This window comes from Accumulibacter sp. (assembly GCF_016789985.1).
Classification (GTDB): domain Bacteria; phylum Pseudomonadota; class Gammaproteobacteria; order Burkholderiales; family Rhodocyclaceae; genus Accumulibacter.
The window spans coordinates 1-13,985 of the sequence record NZ_JAEUOL010000088.1 but is presented as its reverse complement, the minus strand read 5'-3'; the positions used below and the strand labels follow the sequence as shown (position 1 = coordinate 13,985).

Sequence of the window (13,985 nt, the reverse complement as noted above, 5' to 3'; positions counted from 1 at the left end):
CCCCCCGAACTGGGCGCCGACATTGCCGAAAAGGGCATGGTGCTGACCGGCGGCGGGGCGCTGCTGCGTGATATTGATCGACTGCTGATGGAGGAGACCGGTCTGCCGGTCATCGTTGCCGAGGAGCCGCTGACCTGTGTCGCGCGTGGCTGCGGTCTGGCGCTCGAAAAGATGGATAACCTCGGCAGCATTTTCGCTTCCGATTGACGCGTGGCGGCGTGGTTGCCGCACGTCGCCAGTTGCCAGGCCTGATCGATGGAACATCAGCCGCCACCGTTTTTCAAGCGCGGGCCGGCACCCGTGGCGCTGCTTTCATTCTATGTGGCACTGTCGGTTGCCTTGCTGGTCGTCGATGCGCGCCTGCAGACGCTGGAGGTGGTGCGGCAGGCCTTGTCGCTGTTCACCCATCCGGTGCAGCAGCTTGCCCAGCTCCCGCTGCAGTCGCTTGCCAACGCGGGCGACTATTTTGTCAGCGTCGCCCGTCTGCGCGATGAAAATGCCCAGTTGAAACAAGCACGCCTGGATAACGTGACGACGCTGTTGCGTACCCAGCAGCTCGAGGTGGAGAACGAACGCCTGCGCAAACTGCTCGGTGTCAAGGAACGGAAACAGGCGAGCGGCCAGTTGGCACAGATCCTTTATGCCGCCCGTGATCCCTATTCGCGTCGCATCGTCATCGACAAGGGGCAACAGGACAAGGTTGCTGCCGGACAGCCGGTGATCGATGATGTCGGTGTGGTCGGTCAGGTGACGCGGGTATTTCCCTTCGTTTCAGAGGTGACCCTGATTACCGACAAGGAGCAGGCCGTGCCGGTGCAGATCGTACGCACGGGGCTGCGCTCGGTGGTTTTCGGTCTTGGCACGGGGCAACTCGAGTTGCGCTTCCTGCCGGCCAATGCCGATGTCCAGAATGGTGACGTGCTGGTGACCTCGGGCCTCGACGGCATCTTTCTGCCGGGTTTCCCGGTGGCCAGGGTGGTGCACATCGAGCGCGACACCTCGTACTCGTTTGCCCGAATCTTCTGCATGCCGCTGGCCGGGGTCGAGAACTTCAGCGAGGTCATGATTCTTGACCCACGTCCGGCAGTCGCGCTGCCGCCGCAGCTGGCAAACGAGCCCGTCGGTCGCGAGGCGAAGCCGCAGGTGCGCAAAAAGCGCATGAAGAAGGAGTAAGCGCAATGCAGACCAGCTATTATTCTCCAGCCCGCATTCTGCTGCCGGTTCGCCCGTGGTTCATCGGCTTCAGCCTGCTGGTGACGCTCCTCCTGAACTTTCTGCCGGCTTCGCCATGGCCGGGCCTGCCTGACTGGCTGGCTCTGGTGCTGGTCTTCTGGAGCGTTCGCGAGCCACGGCGGGTGGGCATGGGGCTGGCTTTTCTTTGCGGGGTGGCAATGGACGTTGCCGATGCCAGCCTGCTCGGCCAGCATGCGCTGGCCTATGTGCTGGTGGCGTACGGAGGCTCGTCGCTGTCGCGCCGGATTCTCTGGTTCCCGCTCGGTCAGCAGGCGCTGCAGGTCTTTCCGCTCCTCATGCTGGTGCCGTTGGTGCAGGTTGCCGTGCGCATCATGGCCGGTGCCGATTTCCCCGGATTCACCTATTTCTTTGGTCCTTTCCTGTCTACCCTGCTCTGGCCGGTGCTGACCTTTCTCCTGCTCCTGCCGCAGCATCAGCCGGTAGACCGTGATGCCAACCGGCCGCTCTGAAACCGTTGGCCGGCCGTCTGCGCCGGCCAGCCGCCGCCGGTGCCTGACCGGCAGCATGGCCCCGGTGTGCTCCTGCGGCTGAGGGATTCCGCCATGCTTGCCCGTCAGTCTTCGCTGAATGCGCCGGACCGCGAACTCGACCGCTTCCGCTTTCGGGTGGCGCTGGCCGGAGTGGCGGTGTTCGCTGCATTTGCCGTGCTGATTGCCCGCCTGTTTCATCTGCAGGTGGTGCAGCACGATTACTACACGACGCGAGCCGAGGATAATCGCATTTCGCTGGTGCCGATCGTGCCCAACCGCGGGGTGATCGTCGACCGCAAGGGAACGGTCCTGGCGCGCAATTACTCGGCGTTCACGCTGGAAATCACGCCCTCCAAGGTCGATGACCTGGATGCAACGATCGAGGGCCTTGGCAGGGTGATCGAAGTGCTGCCCAAGGACAGGAAGCGTTTTCGCAGGTTGCTGGAGGAGAGCAAGACCTTCGAGAGTCTGCCGATTCGCACACGACTGACCGAGGAAGAGGTCGCACGCTTTGCTGCCAACCGGTATCTTTTTCCGGGCGTCGAGGTCAAGGCGCGTCTCTTCCGACAGTACCCGCTGGGCTCGATCGGCTCACATGCTCTCGGCTATATCAGTCGCATCAACAAGCGTGATATGGAGATGATCGAGGAGAAGGAACAGACCACCAACTACCGGGGCACCGATCATATCGGGAAGTCGGGCATCGAGCAGAAGTACGAGTTCCATCTGCATGGTGAAACCGGTTACGAGCAGGTGGAGATCGACGCCGGGGGCAGGGCGGTGCGCAGCCTGTCGCGCAGCGCGCCGGTGCAGGGCAACAACCTGACCTTGACGCTGGACAGCAAGTTGCAGGAGATGGCCGAAAAGGCTTTCGGTGACCGCCGTGGCGCGCTGGTGGCGATCGAACCCGCGACGGGCGGCATTCTGGCGCTGGTGTCGACGCCGACCTTCGACCCGAATCTTTTTGTTGACGGAATCCGGACGGACGACTGGGATCAGCTCAACACCTCGCCCGACAAGCCACTGCTCAACCGTGCGCTGAATGGTGCCTACCCACCCGGTTCGACCTTCAAACCCTTCATGGCCCTCGCCGCGCTCGAAACCGGCAAGCGCACTCCCGGGCAGGCAATCTCGGATCCCGGGGTGTTCAATTTTGGTGGGCACCAGTTCCGCGATGACAAGAAGGGGGGCCACGGAAGTGTCGACATGTTCAAGTCGATCGTGCAGTCCTGCGACACCTATTACTACATGCTCGCCAACGACATGGGCATAGATGCGATTGCCCGTTTCATGGGCCAGCTCGGCTTTGGCCAGCGTACCGGGGTGGATATCGAAGGCGAGTCGCCAGGTGTGCTGCCGTCTCCCGAGTGGAAGGCGCGCCGCTTCAAACGGCCCGAGCAACAGAAGTGGTTTGCTGGCGAGACCATCTCGATCGGCATCGGCCAGGGCTACAATTCATATACGCCGATCCAGCTCGCACAGGCGACGGCGACCATTGCCAACAATGGCGTGCTGTATCGTCCGCATCTCGTCAAATACATCACCGATAGCCGAACCGGGGAACGGACGATGATCGAGCCGGAGCCACTGCGGGTCCTGCCGTGGAAGCGCCAGAATATCGAAGTGATCAAGAAAGCCATGGTCGGGGTGAACATCAGCGGCACAAGCGCGCGTGCTTTTGCCGGTGCCGGCTACGTCTCGGCAGGCAAGACCGGCACGGCCCAGGTGTTCAGCCTGAAGGGGGCAGACTACAAGGCATCGAGTGTCAAGAAGGAACTGCGCGACCATGCGCTGTTCATCGCCTTTGCCCCGGCCGAAGAGCCGAAGATCGCGCTCGCCGTGCTGGTCGAAAACGGTGGCTTTGGCGCGCAATCGGCAGCACCGATTGCGCGCATGGTCTTCGATTATTATCTGCTCGGCAAGTTACCCAAGGGGGCGGCCAGCGAAGACGATGTCGAGGAAGACTGATTGATGGCGCAGCAGTTCCTGCACCGTGCCCGGGTCCGTCTGGTCGAGCACATCGATGGGCCACTCCTGTTCATCACCCTCGCCTTGATGGCGACTGGTCTGACCACGGTCTACAGTGCCACCTACGACGCCAACAGTCGTCTGTTGGCGCAGGCCGTGAACATGGCGGTTGGCCTGTGCGTGATGTGGACGGTAGCTCAGCTCCCGCCTCAGAAACTGATGCGTTTCGGTGTTCCGCTCTACGTGTTGGGTATCATCCTGCTGCTCCTGGTTTTTCTCGTCGGGGTGAGGGTGAATGGGGCTACGCGCTGGCTGTCGCTCGGGTTTACCCGTATCCAGCCTTCCGAGTTGCTGAAGGTCGCCGTACCGCTGATGCTGGCCTGGTATTTCCACAAGCACGAAGCCGTACTCAAGCTTCGCCATTACGTGGTTGCCTGTCTGCTGCTGCTGCTCCCTTTCGCGTTGATCGCCAAGCAGCCCGATCTGGGGACAGCGATCCTGGTTGGCGCCGCCGGTTTCTACGTCATTTTCTTTGCCGGCCTGCCGTGGCAGGTGATTGCCGGTCTGGGGGCCGCCGCTGCGGGTGCCGCCCCCTTTGTGTGGACCATGCTGCACGACTACCAGCGCAAACGCATCCTGACGCTGATCGATCCGACCAGCGATCCGCTCGGTGCCGGTTATCACATCATCCAGTCGACCATCGCCATCGGTTCCGGGGGGAGTTTCGGCAAAGGCTGGCTGGCCGGGACGCAGACGCACCTCGAGTTCATTCCCGAGCGTCACACCGACTTCATCTTTGCCGTCTATTCCGAAGAGCGTGGACTGCTCGGCAACGGGATCCTCTTGCTGCTCTATCTCCTGCTGATTGGCCGCGGCTTGATGATCGCGGCCAACGCGTCGACGCTTTTCGCCCGGGTGATGGCCGGTTCGGTCACCCTCAGTCTGTTCACCTATGTCTTCGTCAATGTCGGGATGGTCAGCGGAATCCTGCCCGTGGTCGGGGTACCGCTACCTTTCATGAGCTACGGTGGAACGGCCATCGTCACGCTGTCGGTGTGCATCGGCATTCTGATGAGCATCCAGACACATCGCATGCTGGTCAGGAAATGAGTTGCCCAAAATCCCGGTGGCCCGGCCGCCTGTCGCACGCCGCCTGTTGCCTGCTCTTGCTGCCCTTCCTTCTGCCCGGGTGTGGCGGACAGGCGGCACGATCACCCGAGGCCGCGTCGCGCAGCCCGGAGCAGGCGAAAGCACCCGCCAAGACACCCCGCAAGTCGAGCGTCGTGCAGAAACGCGGTGGCGCCTATTACAAGGACGATGGCCCGGGGGACGAGATTCCCGACAATCTCGATGACATTCCCGACGCGCAGCCGCGTCTCGAACCCCTGCATCGCTTCGCCAATCGACCGTACGTCGTGCTGGGCAAGGCCTATGAGCCGCACAGCGGTCTCAAGTCGTATCAGGAGCGTGGTGTTGCGAGCTGGTACGGCAAAAAGTTTCATGGCCAGAAGACATCGATCGGCGAACCCTACGACATGTTTTCGATGACCGCTGCCCACCCGACGCTGGCCATTCCCTCGTATGCCCGGGTGACCCGGGTCGGTACCGGCAAGTCGGTGGTGGTGCGCGTCACGGATCGCGGCCCCTTCCATGCCGACCGGGTTATCGATCTCTCGTATGCCGCCGCCTATCGCCTGGGCTACGTGGATGATGGCAGTACTCTGGTGGAGGTGGAAGCCATTCTGCCCGAGGGTGCGACGACGATGAGCTATGCTCAGGTGATGTCTCCGGTCCGCCCGCCACGGCCTGTTGGCAGCCTGGCCGAACGTGACGAGATTGAATTGCTGGCGGTCAAACTGGGCTTGGACACTGCGGCGATGCCTTCCCTGGTACACGAAGCGACCCCGCCACCGCTCCCCACCGCCAGGCCGGTGCCGGCGGGGGTTGCCGCCAGCGGCATCTTCCTGCAGCTCGGTGCCTTCGCGAGCGCCGACAATGCCGACAGCCTGCGCGCCCACCTGCTGCGCGAACTGGACTGGCTCAACGAGGGAATCCAGATCAACGCCGGCGGCGGCATGCATCGCGTCCACCTGGGGCCCTACGCGAACCGCGCCGACGCCGAGAAGGTTGCCGAGAGGATTCGCCTGGCCCTGGGGTACAAGCCCACCTTCGTGGCGCGCTGATCAGGAGCGGTTCGTTTCCGTATCGAGCTGACGGAACACTTCCTGGACGATTTCCTTGCCTTGCCCAAGCTGGACCACCTGGCCGCTGATCTCGACCGGGATCAGCTTGCCGTCGTCGGCCAGCACCGCACTACGCACCGAGTCGATACCTCCGCCGTTGACCAGTTGCCGGAAGAGATCGCACATGTCCAGGTGTTCGCTGCGCACGTACAACTCGCTTTGCAGGACGCCGAGCAACTCCTGCAATCGGCGCCCGAACAGTTTTTCGGCCTGGGGGTTGGCGTCGATAATATGACCCGTTCTTGCGTCCGAGATCAGGATGGCGTCACGCGCGCCGGTGAACAGCGCCTGCCGGAGGCTGTTCGCGTCACGCAGTTCCTCCTCTTTCGACAGGAGCTGGTGCTGCAGCAGGGCGAGGCTGACGAGGCTGGCGACAGCGTGGACGAACAGGCGCTGCACCGACGTCCAGGCTGAATGCTCGCCGACGCGCTCGATGCAGAGCACGCCCTGCAACTCTCCCTCGGCATGGATCGGCGAGTTGATCAGGGCGCTGATGCCGTTCATCAGCAGATAGTCACGGCTGAACTCCTGCGTCGATGGGTGTTTCATCGCGTCGTCGGCAACGATCGGTTCGCCGCGTTCGAGCGCCCGGAAGTATTCCGGATAGCGTCCGGCGTGCCAGATCAGACCGCTGCTGTGACGGTTGCGCGACAGTTCGTAAAGATCGATGCAATCGAGCTGATCGCGCTGTGCGCTCAGGCCCCACAGGCTGACCCGCTCGATGTTCAGGGTCTGTGCGGTGCTGGCCGTGAGCTGGCGCAGGGCTTCGTCCAGCCGGTGGCCGGCGAAGCCGCGCCGTGACAGTTGCGCGAAAGCTCCTTGCAGGTCAAGGGAATTCGATAGAGGTCGAAAAGGTGGCAGCATTGGGTCGAACCGTGCGTGCTTCGTCGTGAATGGTGGCGGCCGGAAAAGTGCGGCTATCGTACTGGCCGCTTCACCGGACTGGCTGTGTGGTAAGTCACGCCGTGCCGGAATCAGCCGGTCGTTGTCGTCACAGAACGCGTACAGGTGGTGCGCGGGCGGCTTGTTATAATCACAACTTTGCGCCGAAATCAGCCATGCACAGATTCCGCTCACTTTTCCTGGTCCTGCTCTGCCTGCCGCTTCTCGCTCTCGCCGAACAACTGCCGACACCTCCGGCCCTGGCTGCCAAGTCGTGGTTGCTGGTCGATGTCGCCGCCGGTCAGCAACTCGCTGCGCAGGCGCCCGATCAACGCCTCGAGCCGGCGTCCCTGACCAAGCTGATGACTGCCTACCTGGCCTTTGCCGCGCTCAAGCAGGGCACGCTCAAGCTCGACCAGACCGTACCGGTCTCCCAGAAAGCCTGGAGGACCGGAGGGTCGCGCATGTTCATCCAGGTTGGTACCCAGGTCAAGGTCGAGGACCTGCTGAAGGGAATGATCGTCCAGTCGGGCAACGATGCCTGCGTGGCACTTGCCGAAGCCATTGCCGGTGACGAGGAGAACTTCGCGCAGATGATGAATCGCGAGGCGCAGCGACTGGGCATGAAGGATTCGAGTTTTCGCAACTCGAGCGGTCTGCCCGATGCGCAGCATTACACCACGGCGCGTGATCTGGCGACCCTTGCCGCAGCCCTGATTCGCGACTTTCCGGAAGACTATGCGCGTTACTACTCGCTGAAGGAGTTCCGCTACAACAACATCACCCAGCCCAACCGCAATCGCCTGCTCTACATCGACCCGACCGTCGATGGCCTGAAGACCGGACATACCGAGGCTGCCGGTTATTGCCTGGTCTCGTCGGCCAAGCGGGGTTCCCGCCGGCTGTTGTCGGTGGTGCTCGGCGCCGCGTCGGACAGCACGCGTGCCCAGGAATCGCTCAAGCTGCTGAACTACGGTTTTCAGTTCTACGACGCAGTGCAGCTCTACGCGAAGAATGAGGCGGTTTCCACTCTGAAGGTATGGAAGGGTCAGGAAAGTGCGGTCAAGATCGGCTTCACCACTGATCTGGTGATTGCCGTCCCCAAGGGTTTTGGGCCGAAGCTGCGGACCGAACTCGTTGCGCAACAGACACTGATCGCACCGATCACGCCTGGGCAGGTGCTGGGCACCCTGAAGGTCAGCCTCGATGACAAGGCGTACGGCGAATACCCGGTGCTGGCGCTCGCAGCCGTGCCGGCGGCGGGGATCATCGGACGGATGGTGGATACCGTCCGCCTGTGGTTCAAGTAGCCGTCGGCGGGGTCGCGTTTCTTCCCGGTCGGCGGGACGAGGGTGGCGATGTCTGAAACGCAGGAAAGCCTGTTCGAATTTCCCTGTGCCTTTCCGCTCAAGATCATGGGGCTGGCCAGCGACGACCTCGCGCAGGCGGTTCTCGAAGTCGTGTTGCGGCACGCACCGGATTTCGATGCTGCAACGATGGAAATGCGTGCCTCGAGTGCGGGCAGGTACCTGAGCCTCACGTGTACGATCAACGCCACCAGTCGGGCACAGCTCGACCGGCTTTACCGGGAACTGAGCGCCCATCCGCTGGTCAGCATCGTATTGTGAAAAACGGCGCGGAAATCGTGTTGTCGTCGTCTCCTGACCAACTGCCGCTACTGCTGCGTCATCTCGGACGCCGGGACTATCGGTCGACCTGGCAGGCGATGGTCGACTTCAGCGCCGGGCGTGAGGCCGGCACAACGGACGAACTGTGGTGCTGCGAACACCCGCCGGTGTTTACCCTCGGTCAGGCCGGCAAGTCCGAGCATCTGCTGGCGGACCTGGGAATTCCGCTGGTGAAGACCGACCGGGGAGGGCAGATCACTTACCACGGTCCCGGTCAGGTGGTGATCTACCTGCTGCTCGACCTGGCGCGGCGACACCTCAGGGTGCGTGAACTGGTGATCGCCATCGAGCAGGCAGTGATCGACCTGCTGGCCGAGCATGATGTCCTGGGCGAGCGGCACGCCGGTGCACCGGGGGTTTATGTCGGTCCCGCCAAGCTGGCCGCACTCGGTCTGCGGGTGCGCAAGAGCTTCTGCTATCACGGCGTCAGCCTGAACGTCGATATGGACCTGTCGCCTTTTGCGGCAATCAACCCCTGCGGTTATGCCGGCATGCCGGTCACGCAGACCAGGGATCTCGGCATCGTGCTGACGCCGGGACAAGCCGCGACGGCGCTGGCGGAACATCTCGCAAGACAACTGGAGCGCAAGCAATGAGCAGTGACAACGAAGGTCAGGAGGCGCCCAGAGGAGCCGTCAGGATCGCCGGGGTGAAGGAGAAGGGTGAGCTGAAGACTGCCCGCATCCCGATCAAGATCGTCCCGCAGGCACCCCGGCGCAAGCCCGAGTGGATTCGTGTCAAGGCCGGCAACGACGCGGGTCGTTTCGGTGAAATCAAGAAAATGCTGCGCGAGCAGAAGCTGCACACCGTCTGCGAAGAGGCTGCCTGCCCCAATATCGGCGAGTGTTTCGGCCGCGGTACCGCCACTTTCATGATCCTCGGCGACATCTGCACCCGCCGCTGCCCGTTCTGTGACGTCGGCCATGGCAAGCCGCTGCCGCCCGATATCAACGAGCCGGCCAATCTCGCCGATAGCGTTGCCCGGCTCAAGCTGCGCTATGTGGTGATCACCAGTGTCGACCGTGACGACCTGCGTGACGGTGGCGCGCAACATTTCGTCGAGGTGGTGGCCGCCGTGCGCCAGCGCTCACCCGACACGACCATCGAGATCCTGGTTCCCGATTTCCGCGGTCGCATGGAGATTGCCCTCGAGGTGCTCGGGCAGACACTGCCGGACGTCCTGAACCACAATCTGGAGACGGTTCCCCGCCTGTACCGGCAGGCCCGTCCGGGTGCCGATTACGCGCATTCGCTGGCTTTCATGAAGAGCTTCAAGGCACGCTATCCGCAGGTGCCGACCAAGTCGGGACTGATGGTCGGTCTGGGCGAGACGGACGACGAAATTCTCGACGTTCTGCGCGACCTGCGCGCCAACGATGTCGAAATGCTCACCATCGGGCAGTACCTGGCGCCCTCCGGCCATCACCTGCCGGTCGCCCGTTACGTTCATCCCGAGATCTTCAAGACGTACAAGCAGGCGGCGCTGGCCATGGGTTTCAGCGGGGCAGCCTGTGGCCCGCTGGTCCGCTCGAGCTACTGGGCCGACCTGCAGGCGCATAGCGCCGGTGTTGCCTGAGCCGCAGGCTCTCAGTTGTAGCGCACGAAACGCGCCGGATAGCGGGCGGTTGCCCAGGCCAGAAAGAGGTACTTCACTGTCTTGCCGACGCCCACGGCGACTAGGATGCCAAGACTCGACAAGTCGGCCAGCGCACAGAAGAGCAGGGCCGGGGTTTGCGGGATCGGTGAACCGGCAATCACCAGCATGGCGAGCAAGCCCCAGTCCTGCAGCCAGTCGCTGGCGGTCTGCCAGGCTGTGCTCTGCAGCAGCTCCGGGTAGTGCGCGAAAACGAACTCCGACCCCAGGTACTGGAAGATTTCGACCAGGACGGCGGCACCGCAGCCGCTGGCGATGCCGCAGAGCAGACCGAGCGTGCGCCAACGCCCTGGTGACAGCAAGACGGCAGGAATCAGCACCGCGACGAAGGGAAAACTGAAAGTGATCGTCGACCCGAAGGCGATCGCCGTTACCACCAGCGAGTAGTAGCGATGCGCGACACTGCGCATCAGCAAATATCGCAGCCAGTCGGGGAGCACGTGCGTTTTCATTGCTCACACCGCGCTGGCGAGTGCGGCCGGTATGCCGGAAGGGGCCATCGGCGAGTGCCGGGCGGCACGCCGTGGGACACGACGGCTTGTGCGCGTCAAGGCGGGCAGGCTATGCTTACGCGCTCGAAGCTCGATCCTCGTCAAATTACCCCCGGATAGCCTGGCCATGTATCACGTTGCACGGATAACCGGGATTGTAGGCGCTCTGCCGATCTGTGTGCCGCTGTTTGCGCTCGGGGTGAATGCGTTGCCGAGCAGGGAGACTGCGCCCGGTCTCAGGGATGTCCCGTCAGAAGGGGCCGACGTGGCGGTCGGCCAACTCGGCGAGAGCAACGGGTGCATGGATGACCCGCAACCGCGTATTCCGTTGCCGTTCGCGCTGCGCTCGACGGAGAGGACGATGCGTGCCCCGGGCATGAGGAAACAGGCCGACGAGCGGATCGAGACGATGCACCGGGCGTGGAAGCGGCGGTGGTCGAGGCTTGGCTGATTCTTATCAAGGCGGTCCAGAACATGAGCTTCGATGATGCCCGAACAATCCTCGCCGATGGTGACGATGCTGCCCCCCCAATACTTCAGGCGAAGCACCTCGGTGGCTCCTGGCGAGAGCTTTCTGCCGATCGCCAGGCTGGCGACGGTCAGGAGACAAGCCGCCGAGCAAGACAATCAGTACGCTGGTCAGGCTGCCACACCGGGTCTGCCGCGGGAGAAGGACACCAATCTTGATAGCTACGTTACGCAGAAGGCCCTTGATGGCCTGTTCCGGGTCATCGCTCAACAGGAAAAAGCGATTCGCCAGGACCCGCCCGGCAGCAGTTCGCTGCCACTGCAAACGGTGTTTGGCGCTGCTCTCGGGTAGGCTGCCGCCGGTTGTGCCCCGGGCTGCAGGCGCGTCGCTTGCCATGCAGGGTGGGCGAAGTTTCGCCGCGCGGGCCGCATCGGCCAATGGCGATTACCGTACGGCGCAGCCTGCGCGACGGCTCGCTTCCTAGCGCATGGCGTCTACCGCTGTACGACACGCTCTCCTGGCGTTCTGCTGCCTGCTCTCCGGGCAGGCGGCGGCCGAGACGCTTCCGTCACTCGGCCGGCCCGGTGTGCTGCCCGAGACGTCACCGGTCCTCTCCGGTAGAGCCAGCTTCTACGGCGCGGCGTTTGGCGGCCGCAAGACCGCTTCCGGTGACAGCTATGAGCATCACATCATCTCGGCCGCGAGTAATCGTTTTCCTCTCGGCACGCTGGTGGCCGTCCGCCGCGTGCCGTCGGCGCGTTGCGTGGTGGTCAGGATCAATGACCGGATGGGACACCGCAGTCGGCTGATCGACCTGTCGCGTGAGGCGGCTGTCCGCCTCGGCATGATCGACGCCGGGGTGGCCGAAGTGGAAGTCGTCGCCTTGCCGAAGTACCTGATCGGTCATGAACACGCCTGCCTGCTTGCCTTCCAGCCGCCGGTACACCTGCACGCGCAGGATGGGCGGGATGCTGTCAGAGCCGACAAGTAGGAAGATCGCAACCTGGCTGGCGACCGTGGACTCGCCGCCGACGGTTCCGCCATGCGGCCAGTTGACCTGGCTTGCCAAACTCGGGAATACTCGCGCACCGATTGCGGAATTTGGACAGCGGTGCAGGTTTCAGCCAAGGGGGAGACAGAATGGACGAGGCGCTGGAAGGTGATCTGCCCAAGATGAAGAAATCCGTCGCCTTGTCGGGCGTGGTGGCTGGCGACACGGCGATCTGTTCGGTCGGGCGTAACGGTAACGACCTGCATTACCGCGGTTACGACATCATTGCCCTGGCCGAACATGGCACTTTCGAGGAGGTCGCCTACCTGTTGCTCTATGGGCGATTGCCCAGCCTGACCCAGCTCAATCAGTACAAAAAGAAACTCAAGACGCTGCGTGGCTTGCCGGTCATGCTGCGGCCGGTGCTCGAAAACCTGCCGGCCTCGTCGCACCCGATGGACGTCCTGCGCAGCGGCTGCTCGGCGCTCGGCACGATCCTGCCCGAAGCGCAGGACCATAACCCGGGCGCGGCGCGCGAAATTGCCAATCGGCTGATTGCCAGCTTCGCATCGATGCTGCTCTACTGGTATCACTGGTCGCACAACGGTCGACGGATCGACACCGAGACCGACGACGACTCGATTGCCGCGCATTTCCTGCATCTCCTGCGTGGCAAAGCGCCGACGGCGCTGCGTGCGAGCAGTCTCGACAAGTCGCTGGTGCTCTACGCCGAACATGAGTTCAACGCCTCGACCTTCACCGCACGCACCATCACCGGTACCGGAGCCGACCTCTATGCGGCGATCAGTGGCGCCATCGGCGCGCTCAGCGGCCGCCTGCACGGCGGTGCCAACGAGGTCGCTTTCGAGATTCAGAGCCGTTACAACGACGCCCGGCATGCCGAGCAGGACATCCGGCGACGGCTGGACAACCGGGAGATCATCATCGGCTTCGGCCACCCGCTGTATACGATCGCCGACCCGCGTCACAAGGTGATCCGCGCCGTCGCCCAGCAGTTGTGCATCGATGGCGACAACCTGATGCTGTTCGACGTTGCCAGCCGCATCGAGTCGGTGATGTGGGAGCAGAAACGCATGTTTCCCAATGTCGACTGGTTTTCGGCCGTGGTCTACCACATGCTGGCTGTGCCGACCCCGATGTTTACGCCGCTGTTCGTGATTGCCCGGACCAGCGGCTGGGCGGCGCATGTCATCGAACAACGCATCGACGGCAGGCTCATCCGCCCGTCGGCCAACTACACCGGGCCGGAGGTCCAGGAATTTGTCCCGCTCGCTCAACGTGTCTGAGCGCTTACCGCACGAGGGCCACCAGGCAGCCAGATGACGACGCGCATATCCGCCACACGCGGCCACCCCGATCAGGTACTGGCCGATATCGCCGACTACGTGTTGAATTTCAGCATCGGTTCGCGGGCGGCCGTCGAAACCGCCCGCTACTGCCTGGTCGACGCGCTGGGCTGTGGCCTCGAAGCGCTGGCCTATCCGGCCTGCAGCAAGCTGCTCGGACCACTCGTTCCGGGCACCGTCGTGCCCCACGGCGCCAGGGTTCCGGGCACCGGCTTCGAGCTCGACCCGGTGCAGGCGGCGTTCAACATCGGCGCCATGATTCGCTGGCTGGACTTCAACGACACCTGGCTGGCCGCCGAATGGGGGCATCCGTCGGACAATCTGGGCGGCATCCTGGCGACCGCCGACTGGCTGTCGCGCAGCCGGCTGGCCAAGGGGCAGAAACCCTTGCCGATGCGCCTGGTGCTGGAGGCGATGATCAAGGCCTACGAGATTCAGGGCATTCTGGCGCTCGAAAACAGCTTCAATCGTGTTGGCCTGGATCACGTGGTGCTGGTCAAGGTGGCGA

General features: G+C 63.2%; 16 protein-coding genes and 1 pseudogene. 15 read left to right on the top strand and 2 right to left on the bottom strand.

Going from position 1 to position 13,985, the window contains the following annotated elements:
• The 6 genes from JNK99_RS05310 to JNK99_RS05285 all read left to right on the top strand — a co-directional run.
• Positions 1 to 207 (top strand): rod shape-determining protein (locus tag JNK99_RS05310; protein WP_291849687.1); only part of this gene is annotated, 207 nt, incomplete at its 5' end.
• Between the two features lie 48 nt (positions 208 to 255).
• On the top strand, positions 256 to 1,173 hold the full coding sequence (gene mreC / locus JNK99_RS05305) for a rod shape-determining protein MreC (RefSeq protein WP_291849685.1): 918 nt from the start codon (positions 256 to 258) through the stop codon (positions 1,171 to 1,173).
• Between the two features lie 5 nt (positions 1,174 to 1,178).
• Positions 1,179 to 1,703 (top strand): rod shape-determining protein MreD, encoded by a 525-nt coding sequence (mreD, locus tag JNK99_RS05300; protein WP_291849681.1) that lies wholly within the window; start codon positions 1,179 to 1,181, stop codon positions 1,701 to 1,703.
• Positions 1,704 to 1,796: 93 nt separating this feature from the next.
• Complete coding sequence (mrdA, locus tag JNK99_RS05295; protein ID WP_291849679.1) at positions 1,797 to 3,692, top strand: penicillin-binding protein 2; 1,896 nt, start codon at positions 1,797 to 1,799, stop codon at positions 3,690 to 3,692.
• 3 nt (positions 3,693 to 3,695) lie between these two features.
• Positions 3,696 to 4,802 carry a rod shape-determining protein RodA gene (gene rodA, locus JNK99_RS05290; protein WP_291849676.1) on the top strand — a complete coding sequence of 369 codons (1,107 nt, stop codon included), beginning with the start codon at positions 3,696 to 3,698 and terminating at the stop codon, positions 4,800 to 4,802.
• Positions 4,799 to 5,875: a septal ring lytic transglycosylase RlpA family protein gene (locus tag JNK99_RS05285; RefSeq protein ID WP_291849673.1), complete on the top strand. Its 1,077-nt coding sequence runs from the start codon at positions 4,799 to 4,801 to the stop codon at positions 5,873 to 5,875. The genes rodA and JNK99_RS05285 overlap by 4 nt, the downstream gene beginning before the upstream one ends.
• On the opposite strand, the gene JNK99_RS05280 is transcribed toward JNK99_RS05285, so the two are convergent.
• Positions 5,876 to 6,799, bottom strand: coding sequence for a GAF domain-containing protein (locus tag JNK99_RS05280; RefSeq protein WP_291849669.1), 924 nt, complete (start codon positions 6,797 to 6,799; stop codon positions 5,876 to 5,878).
• A gap of 194 nt (positions 6,800 to 6,993) precedes the next feature.
• Here JNK99_RS05280 and JNK99_RS05275 point away from each other — a divergent pair, with 194 nt between their 5' ends.
• The 4 genes from JNK99_RS05275 to lipA are packed head-to-tail and all read left to right on the top strand — an operon-like array spanning position 6,994 to position 10,081.
• Entirely contained in the window at positions 6,994 to 8,127 is a 1,134-nt protein-coding gene (locus JNK99_RS05275; RefSeq protein WP_291849666.1) for a D-alanyl-D-alanine carboxypeptidase family protein, read from the top strand.
• A gap of 48 nt (positions 8,128 to 8,175) precedes the next feature.
• Positions 8,176 to 8,445, top strand: coding sequence for a DUF493 domain-containing protein (locus JNK99_RS05270; protein WP_291849661.1), 270 nt, complete (start codon positions 8,176 to 8,178; stop codon positions 8,443 to 8,445).
• Positions 8,446 to 8,486: 41 nt separating this feature from the next.
• Positions 8,487 to 9,101 (top strand): lipoyl(octanoyl) transferase LipB, encoded by a 615-nt coding sequence (lipB, locus tag JNK99_RS05265; RefSeq protein WP_291849689.1) that lies wholly within the window; start codon positions 8,487 to 8,489, stop codon positions 9,099 to 9,101.
• Positions 9,098 to 10,081 (top strand): lipoyl synthase, encoded by a 984-nt coding sequence (lipA, locus tag JNK99_RS05260; RefSeq protein ID WP_291849659.1) that lies wholly within the window; start codon positions 9,098 to 9,100, stop codon positions 10,079 to 10,081. The genes lipB and lipA overlap by 4 nt, the downstream gene beginning before the upstream one ends.
• A gap of 11 nt (positions 10,082 to 10,092) precedes the next feature.
• Here lipA and JNK99_RS05255 read toward each other — a convergent pair whose 3' ends face one another.
• Positions 10,093 to 10,611, bottom strand: coding sequence for a hypothetical protein (locus tag JNK99_RS05255; protein ID WP_291849656.1), 519 nt, complete (start codon positions 10,609 to 10,611; stop codon positions 10,093 to 10,095).
• Positions 10,612 to 10,642: 31 nt separating this feature from the next.
• Between JNK99_RS05255 and JNK99_RS17630 the strand changes: the two are divergent.
• From JNK99_RS17630 to JNK99_RS05235, 5 genes and pseudogenes are all read left to right on the top strand, one after another.
• Positions 10,643 to 11,133: pseudogene (locus JNK99_RS17630) on the top strand (DUF4197 family protein); the annotation flags it as partial.
• Between the two features lies 1 nt (position 11,134).
• The gene (locus tag JNK99_RS17625) at positions 11,135 to 11,470 is read left to right on the top strand and encodes a DUF4197 family protein (RefSeq protein WP_366518713.1); all 336 of its coding nucleotides are present in this window, start codon (positions 11,135 to 11,137) and stop codon (positions 11,468 to 11,470) included.
• Positions 11,471 to 11,606: 136 nt separating this feature from the next.
• Positions 11,607 to 12,110 carry a septal ring lytic transglycosylase RlpA family protein gene (locus JNK99_RS05245; protein WP_291849653.1) on the top strand — a complete coding sequence of 168 codons (504 nt, stop codon included), beginning with the start codon at positions 11,607 to 11,609 and terminating at the stop codon, positions 12,108 to 12,110.
• A gap of 149 nt (positions 12,111 to 12,259) precedes the next feature.
• Positions 12,260 to 13,417, top strand: coding sequence for a 2-methylcitrate synthase (gene prpC / locus JNK99_RS05240; RefSeq protein ID WP_291849650.1), 1,158 nt, complete (start codon positions 12,260 to 12,262; stop codon positions 13,415 to 13,417).
• A 33-nt stretch (positions 13,418 to 13,450) separates the two neighbouring features.
• Positions 13,451 to 13,985: MmgE/PrpD family protein (locus tag JNK99_RS05235; protein WP_291849647.1), on the top strand; the 535-nt coding region annotated here is incomplete at its 3' end.